General features: G+C 57.3%; 20 protein-coding genes and 2 pseudogenes. 2 read left to right on the plus strand and 20 right to left on the minus strand.

Translation table 11 applies throughout. The features are described 5' to 3' along the window. The 20 genes and pseudogenes from MK745_RS02125 to MK745_RS02220 form a co-directional block, all read right to left on the minus strand. A pseudogene (locus tag MK745_RS02125) lies at positions 1 to 427 on the minus strand (transposase); the annotation flags it as partial. Continuing rightward, a complete protein-coding gene (locus MK745_RS02130; protein WP_347813638.1) occupies positions 372 to 809 on the minus strand; it encodes a KilA-N domain-containing protein in 438 nt (145 codons plus the stop codon). The pseudogene MK745_RS02125 and the gene MK745_RS02130, both read right to left, overlap by 56 nt. A gap of 242 nt (positions 810 to 1,051) precedes the next feature. Continuing rightward, a pseudogene (locus tag MK745_RS02135) lies at positions 1,052 to 1,150 on the minus strand (IS1595 family transposase); the annotation flags it as partial. Continuing rightward, the gene (locus tag MK745_RS02140) at positions 1,113 to 1,445 is read right to left on the minus strand and encodes a hypothetical protein (protein ID WP_243611959.1); all 333 of its coding nucleotides are present in this window, start codon (positions 1,443 to 1,445) and stop codon (positions 1,113 to 1,115) included. The pseudogene MK745_RS02135 and the gene MK745_RS02140, both read right to left, overlap by 38 nt. Then, positions 1,435 to 1,728, minus strand: coding sequence for a hypothetical protein (locus MK745_RS02145; RefSeq protein ID WP_243611635.1), 294 nt, complete (start codon positions 1,726 to 1,728; stop codon positions 1,435 to 1,437). The genes MK745_RS02140 and MK745_RS02145 overlap by 11 nt, the downstream gene beginning before the upstream one ends. Continuing rightward, a complete protein-coding gene (locus MK745_RS02150) occupies positions 1,725 to 2,156 on the minus strand; it encodes a DUF5681 domain-containing protein (RefSeq protein ID WP_243611636.1) in 432 nt (143 codons plus the stop codon). Before MK745_RS02150 ends, MK745_RS02145 begins: the two co-directional genes overlap by 4 nt. Before the next feature lie 6 nt (positions 2,157 to 2,162). Continuing rightward, complete coding sequence (locus tag MK745_RS02155; protein ID WP_243611637.1) at positions 2,163 to 4,739, minus strand: hypothetical protein; 2,577 nt, start codon at positions 4,737 to 4,739, stop codon at positions 2,163 to 2,165. Continuing rightward, positions 4,736 to 5,947 carry a hypothetical protein gene (locus MK745_RS02160; protein WP_243611638.1) on the minus strand — a complete coding sequence of 404 codons (1,212 nt, stop codon included), beginning with the start codon at positions 5,945 to 5,947 and terminating at the stop codon, positions 4,736 to 4,738. Before MK745_RS02160 ends, MK745_RS02155 begins: the two co-directional genes overlap by 4 nt. Next, positions 5,944 to 6,156: a hypothetical protein gene (locus tag MK745_RS02165; protein WP_243611639.1), complete on the minus strand. Its 213-nt coding sequence runs from the start codon at positions 6,154 to 6,156 to the stop codon at positions 5,944 to 5,946. The genes MK745_RS02160 and MK745_RS02165 overlap by 4 nt, the downstream gene beginning before the upstream one ends. 99 nt (positions 6,157 to 6,255) lie before the next feature. Continuing rightward, a complete protein-coding gene (locus MK745_RS02170; RefSeq protein WP_243611640.1) occupies positions 6,256 to 6,780 on the minus strand; it encodes a helix-turn-helix domain-containing protein in 525 nt (174 codons plus the stop codon). Further along, entirely contained in the window at positions 6,773 to 7,009 is a 237-nt protein-coding gene (locus MK745_RS02175; protein WP_243611641.1) for a transcriptional coactivator p15/PC4 family protein, read from the minus strand. The genes MK745_RS02170 and MK745_RS02175 overlap by 8 nt, the downstream gene beginning before the upstream one ends. A gap of 97 nt (positions 7,010 to 7,106) precedes the next feature. Further along, complete coding sequence (locus MK745_RS02180; protein WP_243611642.1) at positions 7,107 to 7,460, minus strand: hypothetical protein; 354 nt, start codon at positions 7,458 to 7,460, stop codon at positions 7,107 to 7,109. Positions 7,461 to 7,561: 101 nt separating this feature from the next. Continuing rightward, positions 7,562 to 7,741 carry a helix-turn-helix transcriptional regulator gene (locus tag MK745_RS02185; protein WP_243611643.1) on the minus strand — a complete coding sequence of 60 codons (180 nt, stop codon included), beginning with the start codon at positions 7,739 to 7,741 and terminating at the stop codon, positions 7,562 to 7,564. 92 nt (positions 7,742 to 7,833) lie between these two features. Next, the gene (locus tag MK745_RS02190) at positions 7,834 to 8,385 is read right to left on the minus strand and encodes a hypothetical protein (protein WP_243611644.1); all 552 of its coding nucleotides are present in this window, start codon (positions 8,383 to 8,385) and stop codon (positions 7,834 to 7,836) included. A gap of 82 nt (positions 8,386 to 8,467) precedes the next feature. Further along, the gene (locus tag MK745_RS02195) at positions 8,468 to 9,670 is read right to left on the minus strand and encodes a tyrosine-type recombinase/integrase (RefSeq protein WP_243611645.1); all 1,203 of its coding nucleotides are present in this window, start codon (positions 9,668 to 9,670) and stop codon (positions 8,468 to 8,470) included. A gap of 232 nt (positions 9,671 to 9,902) precedes the next feature. Next, positions 9,903 to 10,712, minus strand: coding sequence for a carbohydrate ABC transporter permease (locus tag MK745_RS02200; RefSeq protein WP_243611646.1), 810 nt, complete (start codon positions 10,710 to 10,712; stop codon positions 9,903 to 9,905). Then, entirely contained in the window at positions 10,709 to 11,581 is an 873-nt protein-coding gene (locus MK745_RS02205; RefSeq protein ID WP_243611647.1) for a carbohydrate ABC transporter permease, read from the minus strand. The genes MK745_RS02200 and MK745_RS02205 overlap by 4 nt, the downstream gene beginning before the upstream one ends. Before the next feature lie 50 nt (positions 11,582 to 11,631). After that, positions 11,632 to 12,924, minus strand: coding sequence for an ABC transporter substrate-binding protein (locus MK745_RS02210; protein ID WP_431978960.1), 1,293 nt, complete (start codon positions 12,922 to 12,924; stop codon positions 11,632 to 11,634). A gap of 2 nt (positions 12,925 to 12,926) precedes the next feature. After that, the gene (locus tag MK745_RS02215; protein WP_243611648.1) at positions 12,927 to 14,066 is read right to left on the minus strand and encodes an ABC transporter ATP-binding protein; all 1,140 of its coding nucleotides are present in this window, start codon (positions 14,064 to 14,066) and stop codon (positions 12,927 to 12,929) included. Further along, positions 14,063 to 14,845: a DeoR/GlpR family DNA-binding transcription regulator gene (locus tag MK745_RS02220; RefSeq protein ID WP_243611649.1), complete on the minus strand. Its 783-nt coding sequence runs from the start codon at positions 14,843 to 14,845 to the stop codon at positions 14,063 to 14,065. Before MK745_RS02220 ends, MK745_RS02215 begins: the two co-directional genes overlap by 4 nt. 375 nt (positions 14,846 to 15,220) lie before the next feature. Here MK745_RS02220 and MK745_RS02225 point away from each other — a divergent pair, with 375 nt between their 5' ends. After that, positions 15,221 to 16,522 (plus strand): extracellular solute-binding protein, encoded by a 1,302-nt coding sequence (locus MK745_RS02225; protein ID WP_243611650.1) that lies wholly within the window; start codon positions 15,221 to 15,223, stop codon positions 16,520 to 16,522. 72 nt (positions 16,523 to 16,594) lie between these two features. Next, positions 16,595 to 17,476 (plus strand): ABC transporter permease subunit, encoded by an 882-nt coding sequence (locus tag MK745_RS02230; RefSeq protein WP_243611651.1) that lies wholly within the window; start codon positions 16,595 to 16,597, stop codon positions 17,474 to 17,476. The last annotated feature ends 3 nt before the right edge of the window (positions 17,477 to 17,479 follow it).

The following is a 17,479-nucleotide window of genomic DNA, read 5'->3' on the forward strand; positions in this document are numbered from 1 at the left end:
TCGGCCACCAGGCGATCTTCGTCTGGACGACCAATCGGCACTCTGCGCTGCGTGGAGCGGTGCTGTCTCAGAACGCGGCAAGCGCGGCGCTCTGAGATATTCAGCTCAGCACGAACACGATCAATACAGGCGCGACGACGAGCGGGGCTTAGAAGTTTCCCTTGGTAGCCTCAGCCAAGATCAACTTGTCCAGCGTCAGATCAGATACGGCCTTCCTCAGCCGTTCGTTCTCTTTCTGGAGGCGTTTCAGTTCTTTCAGTTGCTCAGTGCCCATTCCGCCGTACTTTTTCTTCCAGCGGTAGTAGGTCTGTTCAGTCACACCGATCTGACGGATCGCGTCCAGACGCGGCATTCCTTGCCCCGTCAGAACCTCAACCTGCCTTAACTTCGTGACAATCTCTTCCGGCTTCGGTCGCTTGTTGGCCATGTGTTTCCTCCGTTTTCCTAAACATAGCGGAGGACCACTTCAGTGGGGGAGGATCACAATCGTACACCCACTTGCTGACCTTGACGGCAAACTCTGGCGAAAGCCATTGCGCTAAGTGAACAGCAACTTGGGGGTGAACCCATGTTCCCTGAATTCGCGGGTCACCGCCCTTCACTGACTTGACTAGTTCCGATGTCGGAATTCCGACATCGGCTTCCAGTGCGTTCAGGAACGCTTGCGTTTGACCGTTCTCGTTATAGTGACCCCATCGCTTTCCAGCGATACGGCACATTGCTGTTGCATTGATGTAGCCATCCGTCGCGCGTTGCTGCACTGGGGAGCCTTGCACTTCATGCTCGATTAGTTTCATTGCATACTGCATCGATTAGCCCTCCTAGGGCCAAATTGACGCTGCGATGCGGCTTGACTACCCTTGATTCTAAGGGATAGACAGAGCTTGTGAGTGGAGGCCGCGTTGCAGCGCGGATTTCAATTGATAGCCGGGAAGCGATCACCACAAAGGCTTCCCGGCCACTCACATGCCACAAAATATTGTATTCAAGCATACAGGTCGAGTCATTTTGTTCGGCCCGATTAGTCGATTATCTATATGCGCGTCCAACATTACGCAGCCCGCTGCCAATACCCTTTCCAGTTACGGCTAACCCGTGCGCCCATGGCATTGCTAACCAGACGGTGAGCGAGTTCGCCATTGTCCGAGCGCAATCTCTTCATCAGTAGCGGCCATAACGGTCTCCAACTCATCGTCGGTCATTTCTGTAAGCGGTTTGTTGGCAATCTTCGTGGCGTAGACACGACGTAGGAACTCTGCCTCGGTTTCGTCGTCGCGGATCTCTAGCAGTCCAGCGTTGATGCCCGGGATTCTCGCAAACTCGATGCGCGGCTCACCATCTGGCTTGCCATCCTTCGCTCCGAACACGCGATGAAGAACAATGGGCAAATCCATATCGTTCGGTTGGCTCCGCTCAAGTTTTGCAACGCGGTTCTTAAGATGCATGTTGTAGCTCCAGAATTGATTTGCACATAGAGCCGACTGGCCCGGACCGTCCGGCAAATTCAGTAATCAGTTCAACCAATCGGTCATTGATCCGACCGTCTAGGAAAAGCGCCAGCACCAGCATAGGCGACGGGTTCACTAGCAAATCATCCAAAGAGGTGCCCCGCACTCGTTCGGCCATACCTGATAAAAGGACATGCAGTTCCTTCTTGGCATCGCCTTGAGATGTTGAGACTTCCAGTGCTTTCTTCTCCAATGTTTCTAAACGGTTCTTCAGTTTCATTTCTGCTCCTCCAGTGCGGCAATCCGCTGTTCCAGTTCTGAGGTTTCAAGAGTGCGTCTGTATTGCTCTACAAGTGCCATGACGGCCGCGCCTTCCATTGGTGTTATCTCGCCATCGGAAACCGCCTGTAGGACCGCCTGAGAGGCCTCTACAGCGTCGTTGGCGCTTTTCATGGGTGGTAGATCAAACTGGACGGGTGAGTCCTTTCTTGGCGGTGCTATTCGCTCCATGCAAAGGCGCAATGCTGCGGTGTCTCCCTCAAGGGCCAGATCAACGGCTTTCTGGGTCAAAGCACCCGTCTGGCTACCAAGAAGATCCTCCACCGCCCTCGTGACCTTGTGGCGGGTGCCTTTGGGTTTGCCGGGATTGCCGGGAGCGAACTTACCCCGTTCGTCGGTGTACGAATTGCCAACGCTTTTTCGTGTCATAACTGCTTACCTTTCTTCACTAGCTGCCGTACTCGCACCGCCAACGAGATACGGAATGAAGTATGGGATGGAGCGTGCCTCAGCCTTGGGCGAAACCCCTGTCTGCAGAAGCGCTCGGAATAGGTCGGGATCGGTTACGGCATCCGCCAACATTTGAGACGCCTTGTCAGTCGCAAGGTGGTTCAGAAGATCCTTGGCGCGGTTGCTGGCCATTGCAGCGGTTTGGATCGAGCCGCCAGAACCTCCCCCAAGCTCGGCACCTTTGTTTGCGGCTCCGATGCGCACAACCATTTCAATCAGGCGATTTGCCTTGCCTGCTGACAGACTCGGGCCGATGTCTGCGGCGTTCGTTGTCTGCGCTTTGGTCAGCTCTTTGGCGATCAGGTGAAGTCGGGAGATTTCCGCCTCACTAAATACCTGCTTCAAGGCTGTCTTCATTCGCCCATCGGATAGCGCCCTATTCAGAGCGTTCGCGTCCAGTGTCGTATTGGCTCCGCTTGTGCGAAGAGATGTGCCAATCAAATGATCTGAAAGAGCAGCTTTAACGCCGTCCAAAGCCTGCCCAGAGGAGTCGCGGCGGGCCGCGTTGGCAATGGTTCGTGCCGCTTTTGCCGGGTTCTTTGCGTCGAGGATCGACTTAACCGCTTTGTCTGTTGGGGCATCAATAAACCTCGCAACTGCGCTACGCCGTGCATCCTCGAGAGCGGCAATCCGGCGGCTGATCCGGCCTGCAATCTGTTCAGCAGTTTCATGTTGCCTGACGGCGGCTTCGATTTCACCCTTCAACTCGGGATAACGGGTCAAAAGTTCCCGGTTCTTCGCCATGAAAGAACGCGCGCCTTTAAGGGATACTTCCCCTGACCCGCTCGAAACCGCACTTCGATTGAACAAGTCAGCAATGTAATCCTGAATGCGCTTGGAAGCCAAATCGCCCGCCGCCTCTTCAATCTGTCGAGACGCGACCGCAGCTTCAACGCCGCCGCGCCCGACCGTTCGCTTGAGCGCTAATTCGGGATCAATGGCCATATCTCCATCAACCGTTCGCTTGAGAATTCGGCCAACAGCGCCCTGATCGAATGTTTCATGTAGCGCGGAAGAAAAGGCGCGGGCTGCATTGATTTTGCGACCTACCTCCGTTGTCGCTGCCTTTGCGCCCAAGTCCTCTAGAACCGCATCCGCGACCTCATTGGCGATCCGGGCCATATTCTTGTTCTGATCTGTGCCCGCCATTGCCGAGCGCGCAACGCGGCGCAGCTCAGAATAGAGGCCATGCATTTCTCTGACCGTCGCCCCATCCCCGTAGACATCGGCGTTGTCCAACAGATCACGAACTGCGCGAGGAATGTCATTGCGCTGAGCATAGGGTGTCTTGTCAACGAGACTTTGGGCCTTGGCCTTTGCGGCAATGGTGCCAATCGGTTCCTCAGAAGGAATCGCATCCCAGAATGCTTTCTCTCGCTTGAGTGCGTCGTCCAGTTTGGTGCGGATACGATTATAAACCGTCAAGCTGTTCTGGCTTTCATCCTGTTGACCAGAGAGGCCCCTCAGACGCTTCTCAGAGCTAGCGACGATGTCGTCGGCTTGCTGCCGCAATTGCGCGGTGAAAGCGCGCCTGCGACCTTCAAACCAAGCCTGCGCCTTCTGGACATCGCCTCCCATGCTGGAGAGTTCCCCCTTGGCAGTCTTTGCGCTCTGCAATGCACGGCCAGCTAGTTCTTCCCGAAGTTTCGGGTCTTGCGAAGCTGCCAGCTTTTCGAGTGCCAGCATGTTCGGATCATCGGTTTGTTGCGCCGGAGTGAGGCCAAGGGGGTTATCCTTGTTGATCCGGGTTGCCAGTTCGTCGGCTCGGTCCCGGCCTCCTGCGAGGTCTTGGACGCGCTTTGCCGCAACAGCCTTGGCACCCTTCTTCGTGTAGGGAGCGGCCTCGGCTGCTATCCGGCGGCTGACTGCGGCAATGGGGCTTGCCTTTACCACCCCCTTTGCGGCCATACCTGCGGCGGGAATGGACATCGGTGCGGCAATGGCTGCTGTGTCCTGCACCCACTCCGGGGCACCCGCTTCCTCCGCCAGAGCTTCGGCACTTCGGCTCATCCCACCCGCCATGACATCGGCAGAGCTTCCCATAAGGGTTGCAAGCGAGCGGTAGGCATCATCAGCAAACTGCCCCAATGCACCGCCGCCCTTGCTCAAGACCTGCAAACCCTTGGTGACGGGGATCAATGCCGCTGCTGCCTCACCCGAGCCACGCATGAAGTTCTCTGCAAGCCCCTCGGGGGTGTCCTCGGCAACCTCGATGCCCCCGGCCTCCATCAGCGATGTGATGCCCGCCTTTGCAGATCCCGTGCCCTCTGGAAATGGGTTGAGTGCATGTGGCTCGTCAAATGGGTTTAGAAGGTCGACCAATCCACCAACGCCGTTCGCAATGCCTGCGTTCATCTGAGATGTCAGGCGATGCTCCGGTGCATTTTCAAGTACAAGAGAGCCTGCGATTTCTTCGACAGTGCGCTCTTGCTCCTCGGGCGAAAGGCTCAGGAAGTCATCCGATACCTTAACCTTGTGCCCTTCGATGTTCAGGGTTGTCATTGCTCGATACTCCATTTGATGCCGGTCGCGGTCTGTTTCCTGCTTTGATCTCCACCAAGCTTGGCAAGCGCCCGGTCGGTGCGACCGAGTGCGGCCTGCAGCCCTTCAATTTGAGCTTCCAGTTCCACCCGTGCATTTGGAGACATCTTGCGACGGGAGCGGCGCTCTAGATCCGCCAATTCCTCCGAGAAGCTTGCGCTGAGGGCTTCAAGCTTGCGCTTGGCGGTGTCGACGCCTTGCAATGTCCCTGCTGATGGGGCGAGTTCATCGATGCGCTTCAATAGCCAGGACGGCGGCTGGCGTTTGTAGCCGTTCGCGATGTCAGACAGAAGTTGCTCGTGCAGAACTGCAAACTCGCTTTGTGCAGTGGCCTCGACATCAAACGGGACATCCAAGCCTGCGGAGTCGGCCACGGCGTTTACACCGCGCTTAATTAAACCCTCTACACCAAAGGCACCGGCGATATCCGGATTCGGCGCGCCTACGTCCTGGAACTGGCTCACCTCAGGTGAAGGCGCAGGTGAAGGATTCGGTTCTTCAATCCCAGCTACACCCTGCCACTGTCCGCCTGTGGTCACATCCAGCAAAGACGTCTCCCCGGTAATTGGGTCGCGATGAACCTTGATAAGGCCATCCGCCATCTTCGTCGCGGTGGGGCGATCCACTTGGAACTCCTGCATGAAGCGCGTGATCTTCGCTTCCGCTGCCGATTGTTTTGGTCCGTCTTGGCGCTTCAAGACTTCAGCAACGCTGAGGAAACGGTTCGCAATGGCGTCTCTATTCTCAAACTGGCCGACAAGATCACTTGCACCACGGCTCGAAACAAGAGCGTCCCATTGCTCCGGGGTTTGGGCTGCAAGACCCATCGCCACGGCTTGCTCAATGCGCTTTGCTTCTTGCACCCTCTTGGCAGCAGACATTTGTGCTGCGTGAGCTTCAACCTGTCTCTGCTCGGCTCGCGAAAGACGGGCCATGTTTTCGGCAGCATGATCCATGGTCTGACGGTTGGCTTGCGCGGTCTGCGCCGCCATCGGATCAAATTGCGCCAAAGCGTTGAGGGAATTCTGATCACCAGAGGCAATCCCCGCACCATGCTCACGGTAGATGTTTGAGAGCGCGTTCTGACGCCCCAAGGTAAAGCCCTTTTGCATCTGGCCCATGATATCGGGTTGATGCCCCATCATCGGAATTTGCGAGTTCATTTTCATTGGAGTTTCTCCGTTGCTCGATGTGTTGGAGTTTTCATTGACTGTGGTTCTTCGGCGCTTGTGGTGGGCAAGACGCCATTCAGAAGTCTGAGGAGTTCAGGCGGTAGCGGTTGAGGGTTGGCGATGATCTCTGCGAACTCTTCTTCCGAGCAGGTGCCGTAGCCCTGCGCTTCCAGCCACGCTATGACCTCAGGATTAGGCTTGCTCATTTCTGCCTCCCTGTATGGTAATTAAGGATGTCATGAATTTGAGGACGGTGAGGTTCTGGAAATGAACCAAAACGTCATGGTTTTGATGATTGCGCGTCCTCATTTTGATGACGCCCTTTCTTGAAACGTCATGATTTCGATGACGCCCCCGTCATGATTTTGATGAAGGGATTTTGTTTTTCCGTTGATGCCCTTCGGGTTGTTTGCACGGGCCTTCAGGACGGGAAAGTCCTTCCCTTCTCCCCACTCTTTGTAGAGTTTGCGGCCATCTCTCTTAGGGCCATGCGGCAACGCGATTTCAGTCAGTTCATAGGCCGGTGACTTAGCTGCGCCAGAACACCCTAGGCGCGCCATCTCAGTCATTACGATGAAGCCTTTGGCCTGAAGGTCGTGGAATGCTCTGGCGACTGTATCAAGGCCGACCCCCATGCGGTCAGCGGCCTGACGAACACTCAATCGGATCTTCCCGTTGTTGTTGTGATCCGGCCCGTGCCATTCGAGACGCAGCCACGGATAGAGCGCCTGCGCCGTGGGGGAGAGCGCCCGCCAAGCGGGCTCCTCCATCATGTTGCGTATGAGCTTGGTCCAGTGCTCTTTGCGGGTCTCCTTGCCGGGTTTAGGCATCACGTGGACCCCCATTCGAGGAGATCACGTCATGCGCTGCTGAAATGGCTCGGAGCAGGTCAGCGACTAGATCAGCCTTTACGGCGATGCCCTGACGACCGGGGCGCATCTCGTCATCTTCTGCGCGATACCAGACGCGAACATTGAGCAATTGGTGCCCCCGGAATTCATCCAAGGATACGCGAATCTCCTCGTTCGAGTTCTTCGGAATGGTGGCGATGTCAGTCATGCGGCAACCTCGCCAAAGTAGAGGCCCGCGATCAGGCTGGCTTGCCGATGGGTCAGCCCGTAGCGGTGGCGGAGATAGGTGATCTGGAGAGTGGTAGTCATGCCGCCACCCCCACAGTGTCCAGCAAGCGCACTTTCGAGTTCAGGAAGTAAACGCCGTAGTCTCCGGCTCCCGTGGCCTTGTCTCCGGGGTAGAAGCGGGTTTCCACCTCCAGACCGATTTCGCGCTTTAAGATGTGAACAACATCCGAGATTCGGACCGGCGATGCGCAATATACCGGACCATTGAGGAGAAGTTCGGTGATCTGTCGCTTTCGGTCCTTCAGTGTAAACACACTGGGTTTCTCGCTACCGTTTTGGATCTCAAAGCGGCGCTCGCTTCGTGCTTGCGGTAGGTCTGCAACGCACATGATGCGCTGTGTGTTTTTCGGTGGCTTTTGCTCGTTTGCCATTTCTTGTCTCCATGTTGCGGAGACGGGCGCGGTGCGCTATTCTCAGGGTGTCCACCAAAGAATTTGCCCCTGCCCGGTCTCCGACTGAGTGGGGGTTTTCTTTAGGCGGCTTCGGGATGTGCGCCAGCGAGGGCTTCGTCTACCTGACTTTCGATCCAATAGAGGCGTCCACCCAACTTGATTGGCTGAGGAAGGCGGCCTTCTTCGACATCGCGATACACCGTAGTGCGACCGCGACCGCCGAGTTTCTGGCGAAGCTCTGAGAAGCTGAGGTATTTCATGGCTTGAACCCTTTCGGTTGTTCCGATGGGTTCATTGGAGTCCCTTTTGGGGTTCCGTTCATGGCTGATATTAATCGGGAATTTCCGTCCCGCTAAATGTACGCCAAAGCGTTGATAGGGTTGGCGGAGTAGCTGTCCATTAGACCATTCACAATGTCGGTTACCTGGCGCTTCTTTCTGTTACTCCAAACCTCTTTTATTGCTCGTGGAGTAGTTTCGTGAACGCCATGTCTCGCGAACTCTTGAGAGATAATGCCTGCCGCACTTTTCGGAGTGGGTGATTTGATACTAGGCTGATTGTTCTGTGTGGCTAGAACGCCGCATTCTTCAACTAGCTGCTCAACGAGGCAGATAATGAAATGATCTCGTTCCCAGTTTCTCGAACGTTTTTTCCCCGGTTTCTTTCTCTGCGTGGCGTTTGCTTTTCCCTGAACACATAACGCGGCAAACATAGCAAGATGGGTTGGTAGGAAGACTTCCGCCAGAAGCCTGCTAGCGACGATTTCTCGTGCAAGCGAATTTGCTGCTTCGTTCTGCATTGCGCTGAGTGCTATGGTCTCATCGCTGCCCAATGGAATTGAATCCAACTCTTGGTTTGGTTTTCGGCCCAGCGCAATTTCCATCCAAACCACAAGGAGTACCATTCGGCATCAACGCCGAGGGGGCGTCTAGAAAAAAACCATTCGACTTCCCTTTTGACGATTTCTTGCGCCCGCTCAAAATCACTCAATTCGCCAACCTCACTACTTCGCCCGTTCCGCCTGTCACATGATCGGACCAACGTTGCATTAAAACGCGCCGCTGTTCGAGGAAATCCGTGCGGCGGTAGGTGCGCTCAACCTTTGACCCCGTGACGTGTGCCATCGCTGTTTCAGCAACCTCCTGAGAGGTGTCTGTCGCCTCTGCAACCCAAGTTCGGAAGCTTGTCCTGAACCCGTGCGGGCGTTCATCCATGCCCCGGCGCTCCATGAGACGTGACATGGTGGCATCCGAGATTACACCCTTGCGCACGCTTGGAAACAGGAAGCCATCGCGGGCGAACGGCTTTGCCTGCTCGATGATGCCCAGCGCCTCGGCTGACAACGGAACCCTGAATTCAGCGGCCTGATCGACACGTGATTTCATATTCTCGGCGGGGATTGTCCAAACGTCTCCCTCAATTTGGTCGAGGCGGAGGAAGCGAATCGGCTTTGATCGCACAGCCGTCAGGATCAAAAGGCGCAAAGCCAAATGGGTGATCGTGCCATCAGAAAGGCTGTCATAGAAGGCGGGAACCTCTTGCCAAGGCAGAGCGGGAACATGCTGCGCTTGGTGTCTCGACTTGCCCAGAAGGGCCTTGGCTTTTTCTGTCGCCTGAATATCAACGTCCAACCCCATAGCGGCAGCATGTCTAAGAACGATACCCAAGCGGTTCATGGCCTTTCGCGCCGTATCAGCCTTGGTGTGCCAGATGGGGGCTAGGGTGTTCTTGATGTCCTGCTGATCCAGCTCTTCGACGGGGACTATTCCAAGCTTTGGCAGAACGTGCAGCTTCAATGGCGTAAACCACCTGCCAGCAGAACCACCTCCCTTTAGTTCAGCTTTGCGCGCTTCGAATGCTTCCTCTGCGATCACCGCTAGCGTGTGATTCTCTTTGGCTGCATTGCGGCGCTGACGTTCCCGCTCTTTGATGGGGTCTTTGCCCTGCCGAGCAAGCGCCTGCCATTTCCTGGCTTCTTCACGTGCAGATTTGAGAGAAACACCGAAATTGCCTGCCGGATCGTATCCACCCAAACCCATCTCTCGCCTACGGCCATGCACTGACACTCGGAGAATCCATTGCGCGCCGCCATCTTCACGCTTGTGAAACCACAGACCGCCGCCATCCGCATACTTGCCGGGTGCGGCACTCTTGATCTTGGCTTGCGTTAGTTTGTGAAGCGCACGCAATTTCTATCCCCCTTAATATCCACCCTCTACATATGGTATAGGGTAATACTATTTGAAACAGAATGAAACGCGAACAGTGCAATTTTTCAGGAAGTTATAGAATTCACGAGACACACTGAAACCCCATGATATAGGCATTCAATGCCCTTCAGCGGCACCATTTTCCGAGACACTTCGGAAGCACCTTCTTTCATATGACGTTTTGATCGTGATGTGCCCCAGACGCGGGGCGCTATTTAATTCCTGCGCGCATGAAGCTTTGGACGAATTGGCGCTGGAACAGGAGGAAGGCGATCAACAGTGGCGCGGAGGTCATTAGGGTGGCGGCGTTGATGACAGACCATTCGATGCCAGAGTCTGAGGTTGAGAAGATGCTCAACCCGACAGTGACGGGCCGGGTTTCCTCAGAGTTCGTGACGATCAGCGGCCAGAGGAAATTATTCCAGTGGTGGCTTACCGAGACGAGACCGTAGGCGAGGTAGATCGGCTTGGCGAGGGGCACGTAGACACGCCAGAGGATCGAGAGCGCCCCGGCTCCTTCGATGCGCGCGGCATCGTCAAGTTCGCGGGGCACGGTCATGAAGCTTTGGCGGATCAGGAAGACACCAAAGCCTGAGGCGATATAAGGCAAGGCGATGGCGGAGATCGTATCAACGAGGCCGAGGGACCGGATCATCCTGTAGTTCTCGACGATCAGGATATCGGGCATCACCAGCAATTGCAGCAGGACCAGCGTAAAGAGGATGTTGCGGCCCGGAAAGCGATAGCGGGCAAAGGCGTAGGCCGCGAGGGTGCAGAGGATGAACTGACCTATGAGGATCGTCGTGACGAGGATGAAAGTATTGAGGAAGTAGCGCGCGAAGGGCGCGGCATCCCAAGCTTTCACAAAGTTCTCAAGGCTCAGGGGCGCGGTCAGAACGAAGCGCGCCTCGTAGGCGGCGGGGTGGATCGCGGTCCAGATCGCATAGATCAGGGGAAGCACCCAAAGCAGAGCAAGTAGGATGGCGGCGGCATTGCTTAGCCACCGATCGAGGGAGGTCATTTGTAGTGCACCTTTCGATCGAAGAAAAAGAATTGCCCAATGGCGAGGAGGCAGAGCAGGGCGAGCATGACCACGGTCAGCGTCGCGCCGTAGGCGGTATCCCAGAAACGGAACGAGGTTTCGTAGATGTAGAACAGGAGGAGGGATGAGGCGTTATCCGGTCCGCCGCCTGTCAGGATGAAGATGTGATCGACGAGGCGGAAGGAGTTGATGACCGCGTTGACCGAAACAAAGAGCGTTGTCGGCATCAAGAGCGGGAAAGTGATGCGGCGGAAGATGGTCCAGCCATTTGCGCCCTCGATCCGGGCAGCTTCGGTGAGTTGCGGCGGGATGGTTTGTAGTGCGGCGAGGTAGAAGATCATGAAGAAGCCCGCCTCTTTCCAGATTGTCACAACCATGATCGCGGCAAGGGCGGTGTCCGGTTCGCCAAGGAGATTGGTCTGACCATAGCCGAAGAGGCCGATGACCTGATCTATGAGCCCAAAGCCGGGCGTGTAGAAGAAGAGCCAGATATTGGCGACCGCGATGAGCGGAAGGACGGTCGGCGTGAAATACGCCATGCGGACGAATCCTCGGCCCATGAATCGACGATTGACGAAGAGCGCCATGGCAATGGCGAGGGCGATTGAGGTTGGGATGGTGCCGAGCGCGAACCAGAGGTTGTTGGTCAGAACCTTCCAGAAGATCGGGTCATTCAGGAGGCGTTCGTAATTGTCGAGGCCGACGAACATGGCTGGGCGACGACCCCGTGGGGTCGAGAAGAAGCTGTTCCAGATCGTGGTTATGGCAGGCAAGTGCGTGAAAAGCACAAGAAACGCCATTGCTGGCAGGACGAGAAGCCAGCCATGTATCCAGTCGCGTCGCGTCATCGAGGCCTCCGGGAGGGGTGGCGGGCCCGCGAACAGGCCCGCCCATGGGGTTATTGGCCCACGCGGTAGGGTTTCAGGATGGCGTCGGCCTGCGCCTGGGCTTCCTGAAGGGCGGTGGCGGGGTCTTTCTGACCGGTGATCGCAGCGGCAAGAGCATCGTTGAAGATGCGGGTGATGCGCTGGTTCTGGTAGGTCGACAGTTCAGCCACAGCGAACTCGAGCTGGTCACGGGCGACGAGGACCGGCGGGAAGTCCTTGGCATAGGCCTTCATGGTGTCGGTGTCCCAAGTCGCCGGACGCGGAGCGACATAGCCGGTTGCCATGGTCCATTTGGCGGATTGTTCCGGCTCGGTAATCCATTTGATGAAGTCGACCGATGCGGAAAGCTGTTCGTCCGACGTGCCTTTGAAGAGGTAGAAGTTGCCGCCGCCGGTCGGGGCGCCACGGCGCTTGTTGGCGGGCAGCATGGCGACGCCGAAATCGAACGGAGCGTTCTTGCGCACGTTGGTAAGGTTGCCAGTGGTGGTCCACATCATCGCGGTTTGACCTTCGAAGAAGGCTTTGGGTGTTGCGCCCCATTCAACGATGCCGGGCTCCATGACGCCGTGCTCTTCGCTCAGGGAGACGAGATACTCGAGCGCCTCAACGACTTTGGGGTCGTCGAAGTTGGTCTGGTTGCCGTCCGAATTGGCAAGGATCACGTCATTCTGTGTCGTGAGACCTTGGAAGAGCCAGTAAGGGAAACCGGAGGTCGGGATGCGCACGCCCCATTGCAAGACGTTGCCGTTCGCGTCGCGCTTGGTCAGGGCTTTGCCCATCTCGACCATCTCGGTCCAGTTGGCGGGGGGCGTGTTCGGATCGAGGCCTGCCGCGGCGAAGGCTTCTTTGTTCCAGTAGAGAACCGGAGTCGAACGCTGGAACGGGATACCGTAGGTCTTGCCGCCCGTCTGACTGTTTTCCATGAAGGCAGGATAGAAGCTATCGAGCCAGGCTTGGTCTTCTTCGGTCTTGATGAAGTCGTCAAAGGGCAGGATCAGGTCTTCGTCGATCAGCGTGAACATATCGACCGACAGAGCCACGGAAAGCTGCGGGGCGTTGCCGCCGCGCGAGGCGGTGATCACTTTGGTGATGGTGTCCTGATAAGAGCCTGCATAGACGGCGTCGATGTTCACGCCGGGGTTCAGTTCCATGTATTCCTTGGTCAGGCTTTCGATGGTTTCGGCGGCACCGCCGCCTACGGCGACAGGGAAGTAGAATTGCAGGTCGGTGGCTTTGGCGGGGAGAGTCCCGGCAATGGCCATGGCCGCAGTCATTGCGGCGCCTTGGAAGAACTTCGCAAACATGATTAGTGATCCTCGGTCTGAAGGGAAGGCGCCGGGGCGCCGGTTGACCCGGCCGGAAGCCCGACGCGGGAGAGCGAAGACGCCACATCAGGCAGCGCCACGCGCTTGCCTGTCGAGGCGTCAAACAGGTGCAGATCCTGTGCGGCAAAGGCGAGAGGGATCTTGCTACCGACTGTGGGTGGATGCTGGCCGGGGACGCGCAGGATCAGCGGTGCAAGGCCAAGCCGCCCATGGACGAGCGCATCGGCACCGAGATATTCGATCCCCGTGACAGCGAGATGCAGGGGGCTATCTTCGGCGATGTGCAGCGCTTCGGGGCGTAGACCAGCGGTCAGTTCTCGACCCGCACTGCGTTCAAGCGCAACGCCCGCCTCGCGGAGTTCTTCGGCAGGGAAGAGGTTCATCGGCGGTGTGCCGATAAAGCGCGCGGCAAAGGTTGTAGCGGGCTTTTCATAAAGATCATGCGGGGTCGCGACCTGTTCGACACGGCCCTCGTTCATCAGCACGACCTGATCGGCCATCGTGATTGCCTCGACCTGATCGTGGGTCACGTAGAGCATGGTGAACCCAAGTTCTTTCTGTAGGGCGCGCAGTTCGGTGCGCATGGTTTGGCGAAGCTTGGCGTCGAGATTGGAAAGCGGTTCGTCCATGAGGCAGACAGAGCGTTCCGCAATCACAGCGCGGCCAAGGGCGACGCGCTGTTGTTGGCCACCTGACAGCTGGGCAGGTTTGCGGCTCAGGTAGTCTTCGAGGCCAAGAAGCGCGGTCACGCGGGCCAGCCGATCTTGTCGTTCCTTGCGGGGGACGCGGCGGGTCTTGAGGCCGAAGATGATATTCTCGGCCACGTCCAGATGCGGAAAAAGCGCGTAGGATTGGAACACCATCGAGAGATCGCGCTGGTCGGCGGGGGCGATGGTGACGTCTTTGCCACCGATGAGAACCTGTCCGCTGCTCGCGGTCTCAAGCCCGGCGACGATACGCAGCAGGGTCGATTTCCCACAGCCGGACGGCCCGAGAAGGGCGGTGAAACTCCCGGCGGGGATGGTGATGTTGATGTCCGAGAGCGCCGTCGTCTTGTCCCAGTGCTTGGAGACCTTGGCGAGATGGATATCGCGTCCGGTTTCTGTTCCATGATGTGTCATTGCGTGGCCTCCGCGATCAGCACGTCGCGCCCCTTGGCGGTTAGGGCGTCAAGGATCGGGGCGGGCGGAGGCGCGTCGCAGATGACCGTATCCACGTCCGCGATATGGCCGCCGCGCACGTGGGCGGGGCGCCCAAATTTGCTCTGGTCGAGAAGGAGAACGGAGCGGCGGGCATTGCGTTTGATGGCAAGGCGGCTGGCGACTTCGCTCTCTGTGAAATCGAGGAGCGTTCCGTCCTCGGCAACGCCGGCGACGCCGAACAGGCCAAAATCAACCTGATACCGGTCGAAGAAAGATTCGGCCTCGGGGCCAAGGATATCGTGATCGCCAGGCCGCACTTGGCCGCTTGGGACCGAGACAGACCAGCCTTCGCGGTCGCAGACGCTCGTCGCGGTGTGCAGGTTGTTGGTCAGGAGCGTGATGTCGGAAAGGTCGGCCAACTCGCGCACCGTGATCTCTGGCGTCGTGCCGATGGAGACGGCGAGGCTCTGTCCGCTTGAGATCAGGGTCCCAAAGCGGCGCGCGATGAGGAGTTTGGCGTTCAGGTTGAGAACCCGCCGAGACGTATAGACGAGATTGCCGCCGCGGAGCGGTTCGACGCCGCCATGCACGCGGCGGAGTTTGCCTAGCTCGCATAGGAGATTGACGTCCCGCCGGATGGTCTGGGCTGAGACGTTGAAGTGTTTCGACAGGGTTTCAATCGAGCGATGTCCACGCGCTTGGACCTGCGCGAGGATGTCGCCTTGTCGTTCAGTCAGGAGAATGGCCGCTTCGTTCATACCGGTCGCCTCTGGAGTCTTGGCGAAGCTGTGCCGGGTATGTTGCGTTCATTTGAACCTTTGATGGCGTTCAGATGAAACCCGCAGGAGTCCTGACCTTGTTCAGGTGAAATCGAAAGGTGACGTCGGGGCGGCGCGATGCTGTGCTGTCGGGTTTCGTGTTTCTGTCATGAATCTTTTGCCAATCAGTCAAAAAGCACACCTAGAGCGGAGAGAGGTGTTCATTTGAAAGGCTCGTCGGACAATCCGCGATCCTTGGTTTCAAACGCACCAACCTTATTGGGGCAACGACCCCGTCCATCACCCGGCTTTGCGCGACGATTGCAGGGCCATGATCCTTTTCCCCGACAGGGGCCAACGTGAGCGGAGATCACGATGAAACGCGTAACACTTGCGGCGGCTGCCGCATCGCTGCTGTCCGGCGCAGCCTATGCCGAAACCGAAATCACCCTTTGGCACGCCATGGGCGGCGCGCTTGGGGACACCGTCAATGCGATTGCAGAGGATTTCAACGCATCGCAAGACGCCTATACCATCACCCCGGTCTTTAAGGGCACCTACGAAGAGACCCTGACCGCCGGCATCGCAGCCTTCCGCGCTGGCGAACAGCCGAACATTCTTCAGGTGTTCGACGCGGGCGCAGCGACCGTGATCGGCGCCAAGGGCGCGACCGTCCCGGTTCAGGATCTGCTTAGCGACAATGGCGCGGGCTTCGACATCGAGGACTACATCTCGGGCGTGCGTTATTTCTATGCCGACACTGAAGGCAAGATGATCGGTATGCCGTTCAATTCGTCCTCGCCGGTCATGTATTACAACGTCGACGCGCTTGAAGCGGCTGGCGTCACGCCGCCGAAGACCTGGGAAGAGTTCCAGTCGGTCACCGCTCCGGCGCTGAAAGAGGCGGGTTATGTGGGCTTGTCGCAGTCGCACCTCCCGTGGATCTTCACCGAGAATTTCATGTCGCGTCACAACCTGCCGTTCGCCACGAACGACAATGGGTATGCAGGTGTCGAAGGCACCAAGATCCTCGTCAACAACAACGCGATCAAGGCGCATTGGACCGCTGTCACCGAATGGCAAGACCAAGGTTATTTTGAGTGGTTTGGCACCGGCTGGGGCGACAACCAGACTCCGTTCGAAGAAGGCAAAGTCGCAATCTGGCTCGGGTCTTCGGGCTCGTTTGGCGGGCTGTCCAAGAAAGACCTGCCGTTCGAGTTCTCCGCGACTTACCTCCCCTACTGGGAAGCCGTGACCAAAGAGCCGAAGCAGACCTTCATCGGCGGGGCATCGCTTTTCGCCATGGCGGGTAAATCGGCCGAGGAAAACAAGGCGACCGCCGCCTTCTTCGAATTCCTGACCAAGCCGGAGACTCAGTTCTTCTGGCACAAGGAAACCGGCTATGTCCCGATCACCGAAGCTGCTTATGAGCTTGCCAAGAAAGAAGGCCACTACGAAGCGATGCCTGCGGCCGAGATTGGCATCAAACAGCTTTCGCTTCCGGCTGGTGAGAACACCAAGGGCTACCGCATGGGCTTTTACGTGCAGATCCGCGACGTGATGAACCGTGAATACGGCCGCATCCTGACCGGTGAGACGGATGTCGAGACAGCATTCGCCAATATCGAGAAAGAGGCCAACGGTCTTCTCGAGCGCTTCGCCAAGACCCAGAAATAAAGATTAACTCCAAGAGCATTGGGGCGGCTGCGGGCAACCGTGGCCGTTCCTGACTTCAAGACAGGGGACGACATGAAACGCGCAGGTTTTGCTACGAGATGGCTGCCGATACTGCTTTTGCTGCCGCAGCTTATCATTATTGCGGTGTTTTTCTATTGGCCTGCGGCGCATGCGGTGCAGTCGTCATTCTACCTTCAGGATCCGTTTGGGTTCGGGTCGAGCTTTGTCGGGTTCGACAACTACACAGACCTTCTCGACAATAGCGAATACCGGCGGATTGCGTGGTTTACTGTCGTGTTCACCGTCTTGGTGACGTTCTTCTCGCTCGCCCTTGCGCTGCTTCTTGCGGTGAAGGCGGACAAGGTGATCCGTGGAGCGAAGACCTATCGCACGCTGCTCATGTGGGTCTATGCCGTGGCGCCGCCGGTGGCGGGGTTCATTGGTCTCATCATGTTCAACCAGAGTTGGGGGCCGCTTACGCGCCTGTTCGAGCAGGTTGGTCACGATTTCACCCTTGGTGTGAACTATAACGACACGGCCTTTGCGATGGTGCTTGTCTCTGTCTGGAAACAGGTGCCGGTCAATTTCATCTTTTTCCTGTCGGGCCTGCAATCTATCCCGAAATCCGTGCGCGAAGCCGCGTTGATCGACAATCGGTCGGCATCGGGGCGGTTCTGGGACGTGACCTTTCCGCTCCTCGCGCCGACGGGGTTCTTTCTTCTTATCATCAATATCACCTACGCCCTTTTCGAAACCTTCGGCGTTATCGACACGCTTGTGAAAGGCGAGCCGGGGAACAATCCGATGACCCTTGTCTACAAGGTCTATGTCGATGGGTTCCGGGGCAATGACCTTGGCGGGTCGTCGGCCCAGTCAGTGATCCTGATGATCCTTGTCCTTGCCTTGACCGTGTTCCAGTTCCGCATGGTCGAGCGGCGCATCCACTATACCTGAGGT

It is taken from the genome of Shimia aestuarii (assembly GCF_022814865.1).
Lineage (GTDB): Bacteria > Pseudomonadota > Alphaproteobacteria > Rhodobacterales > Rhodobacteraceae > Shimia > Shimia aestuarii_A.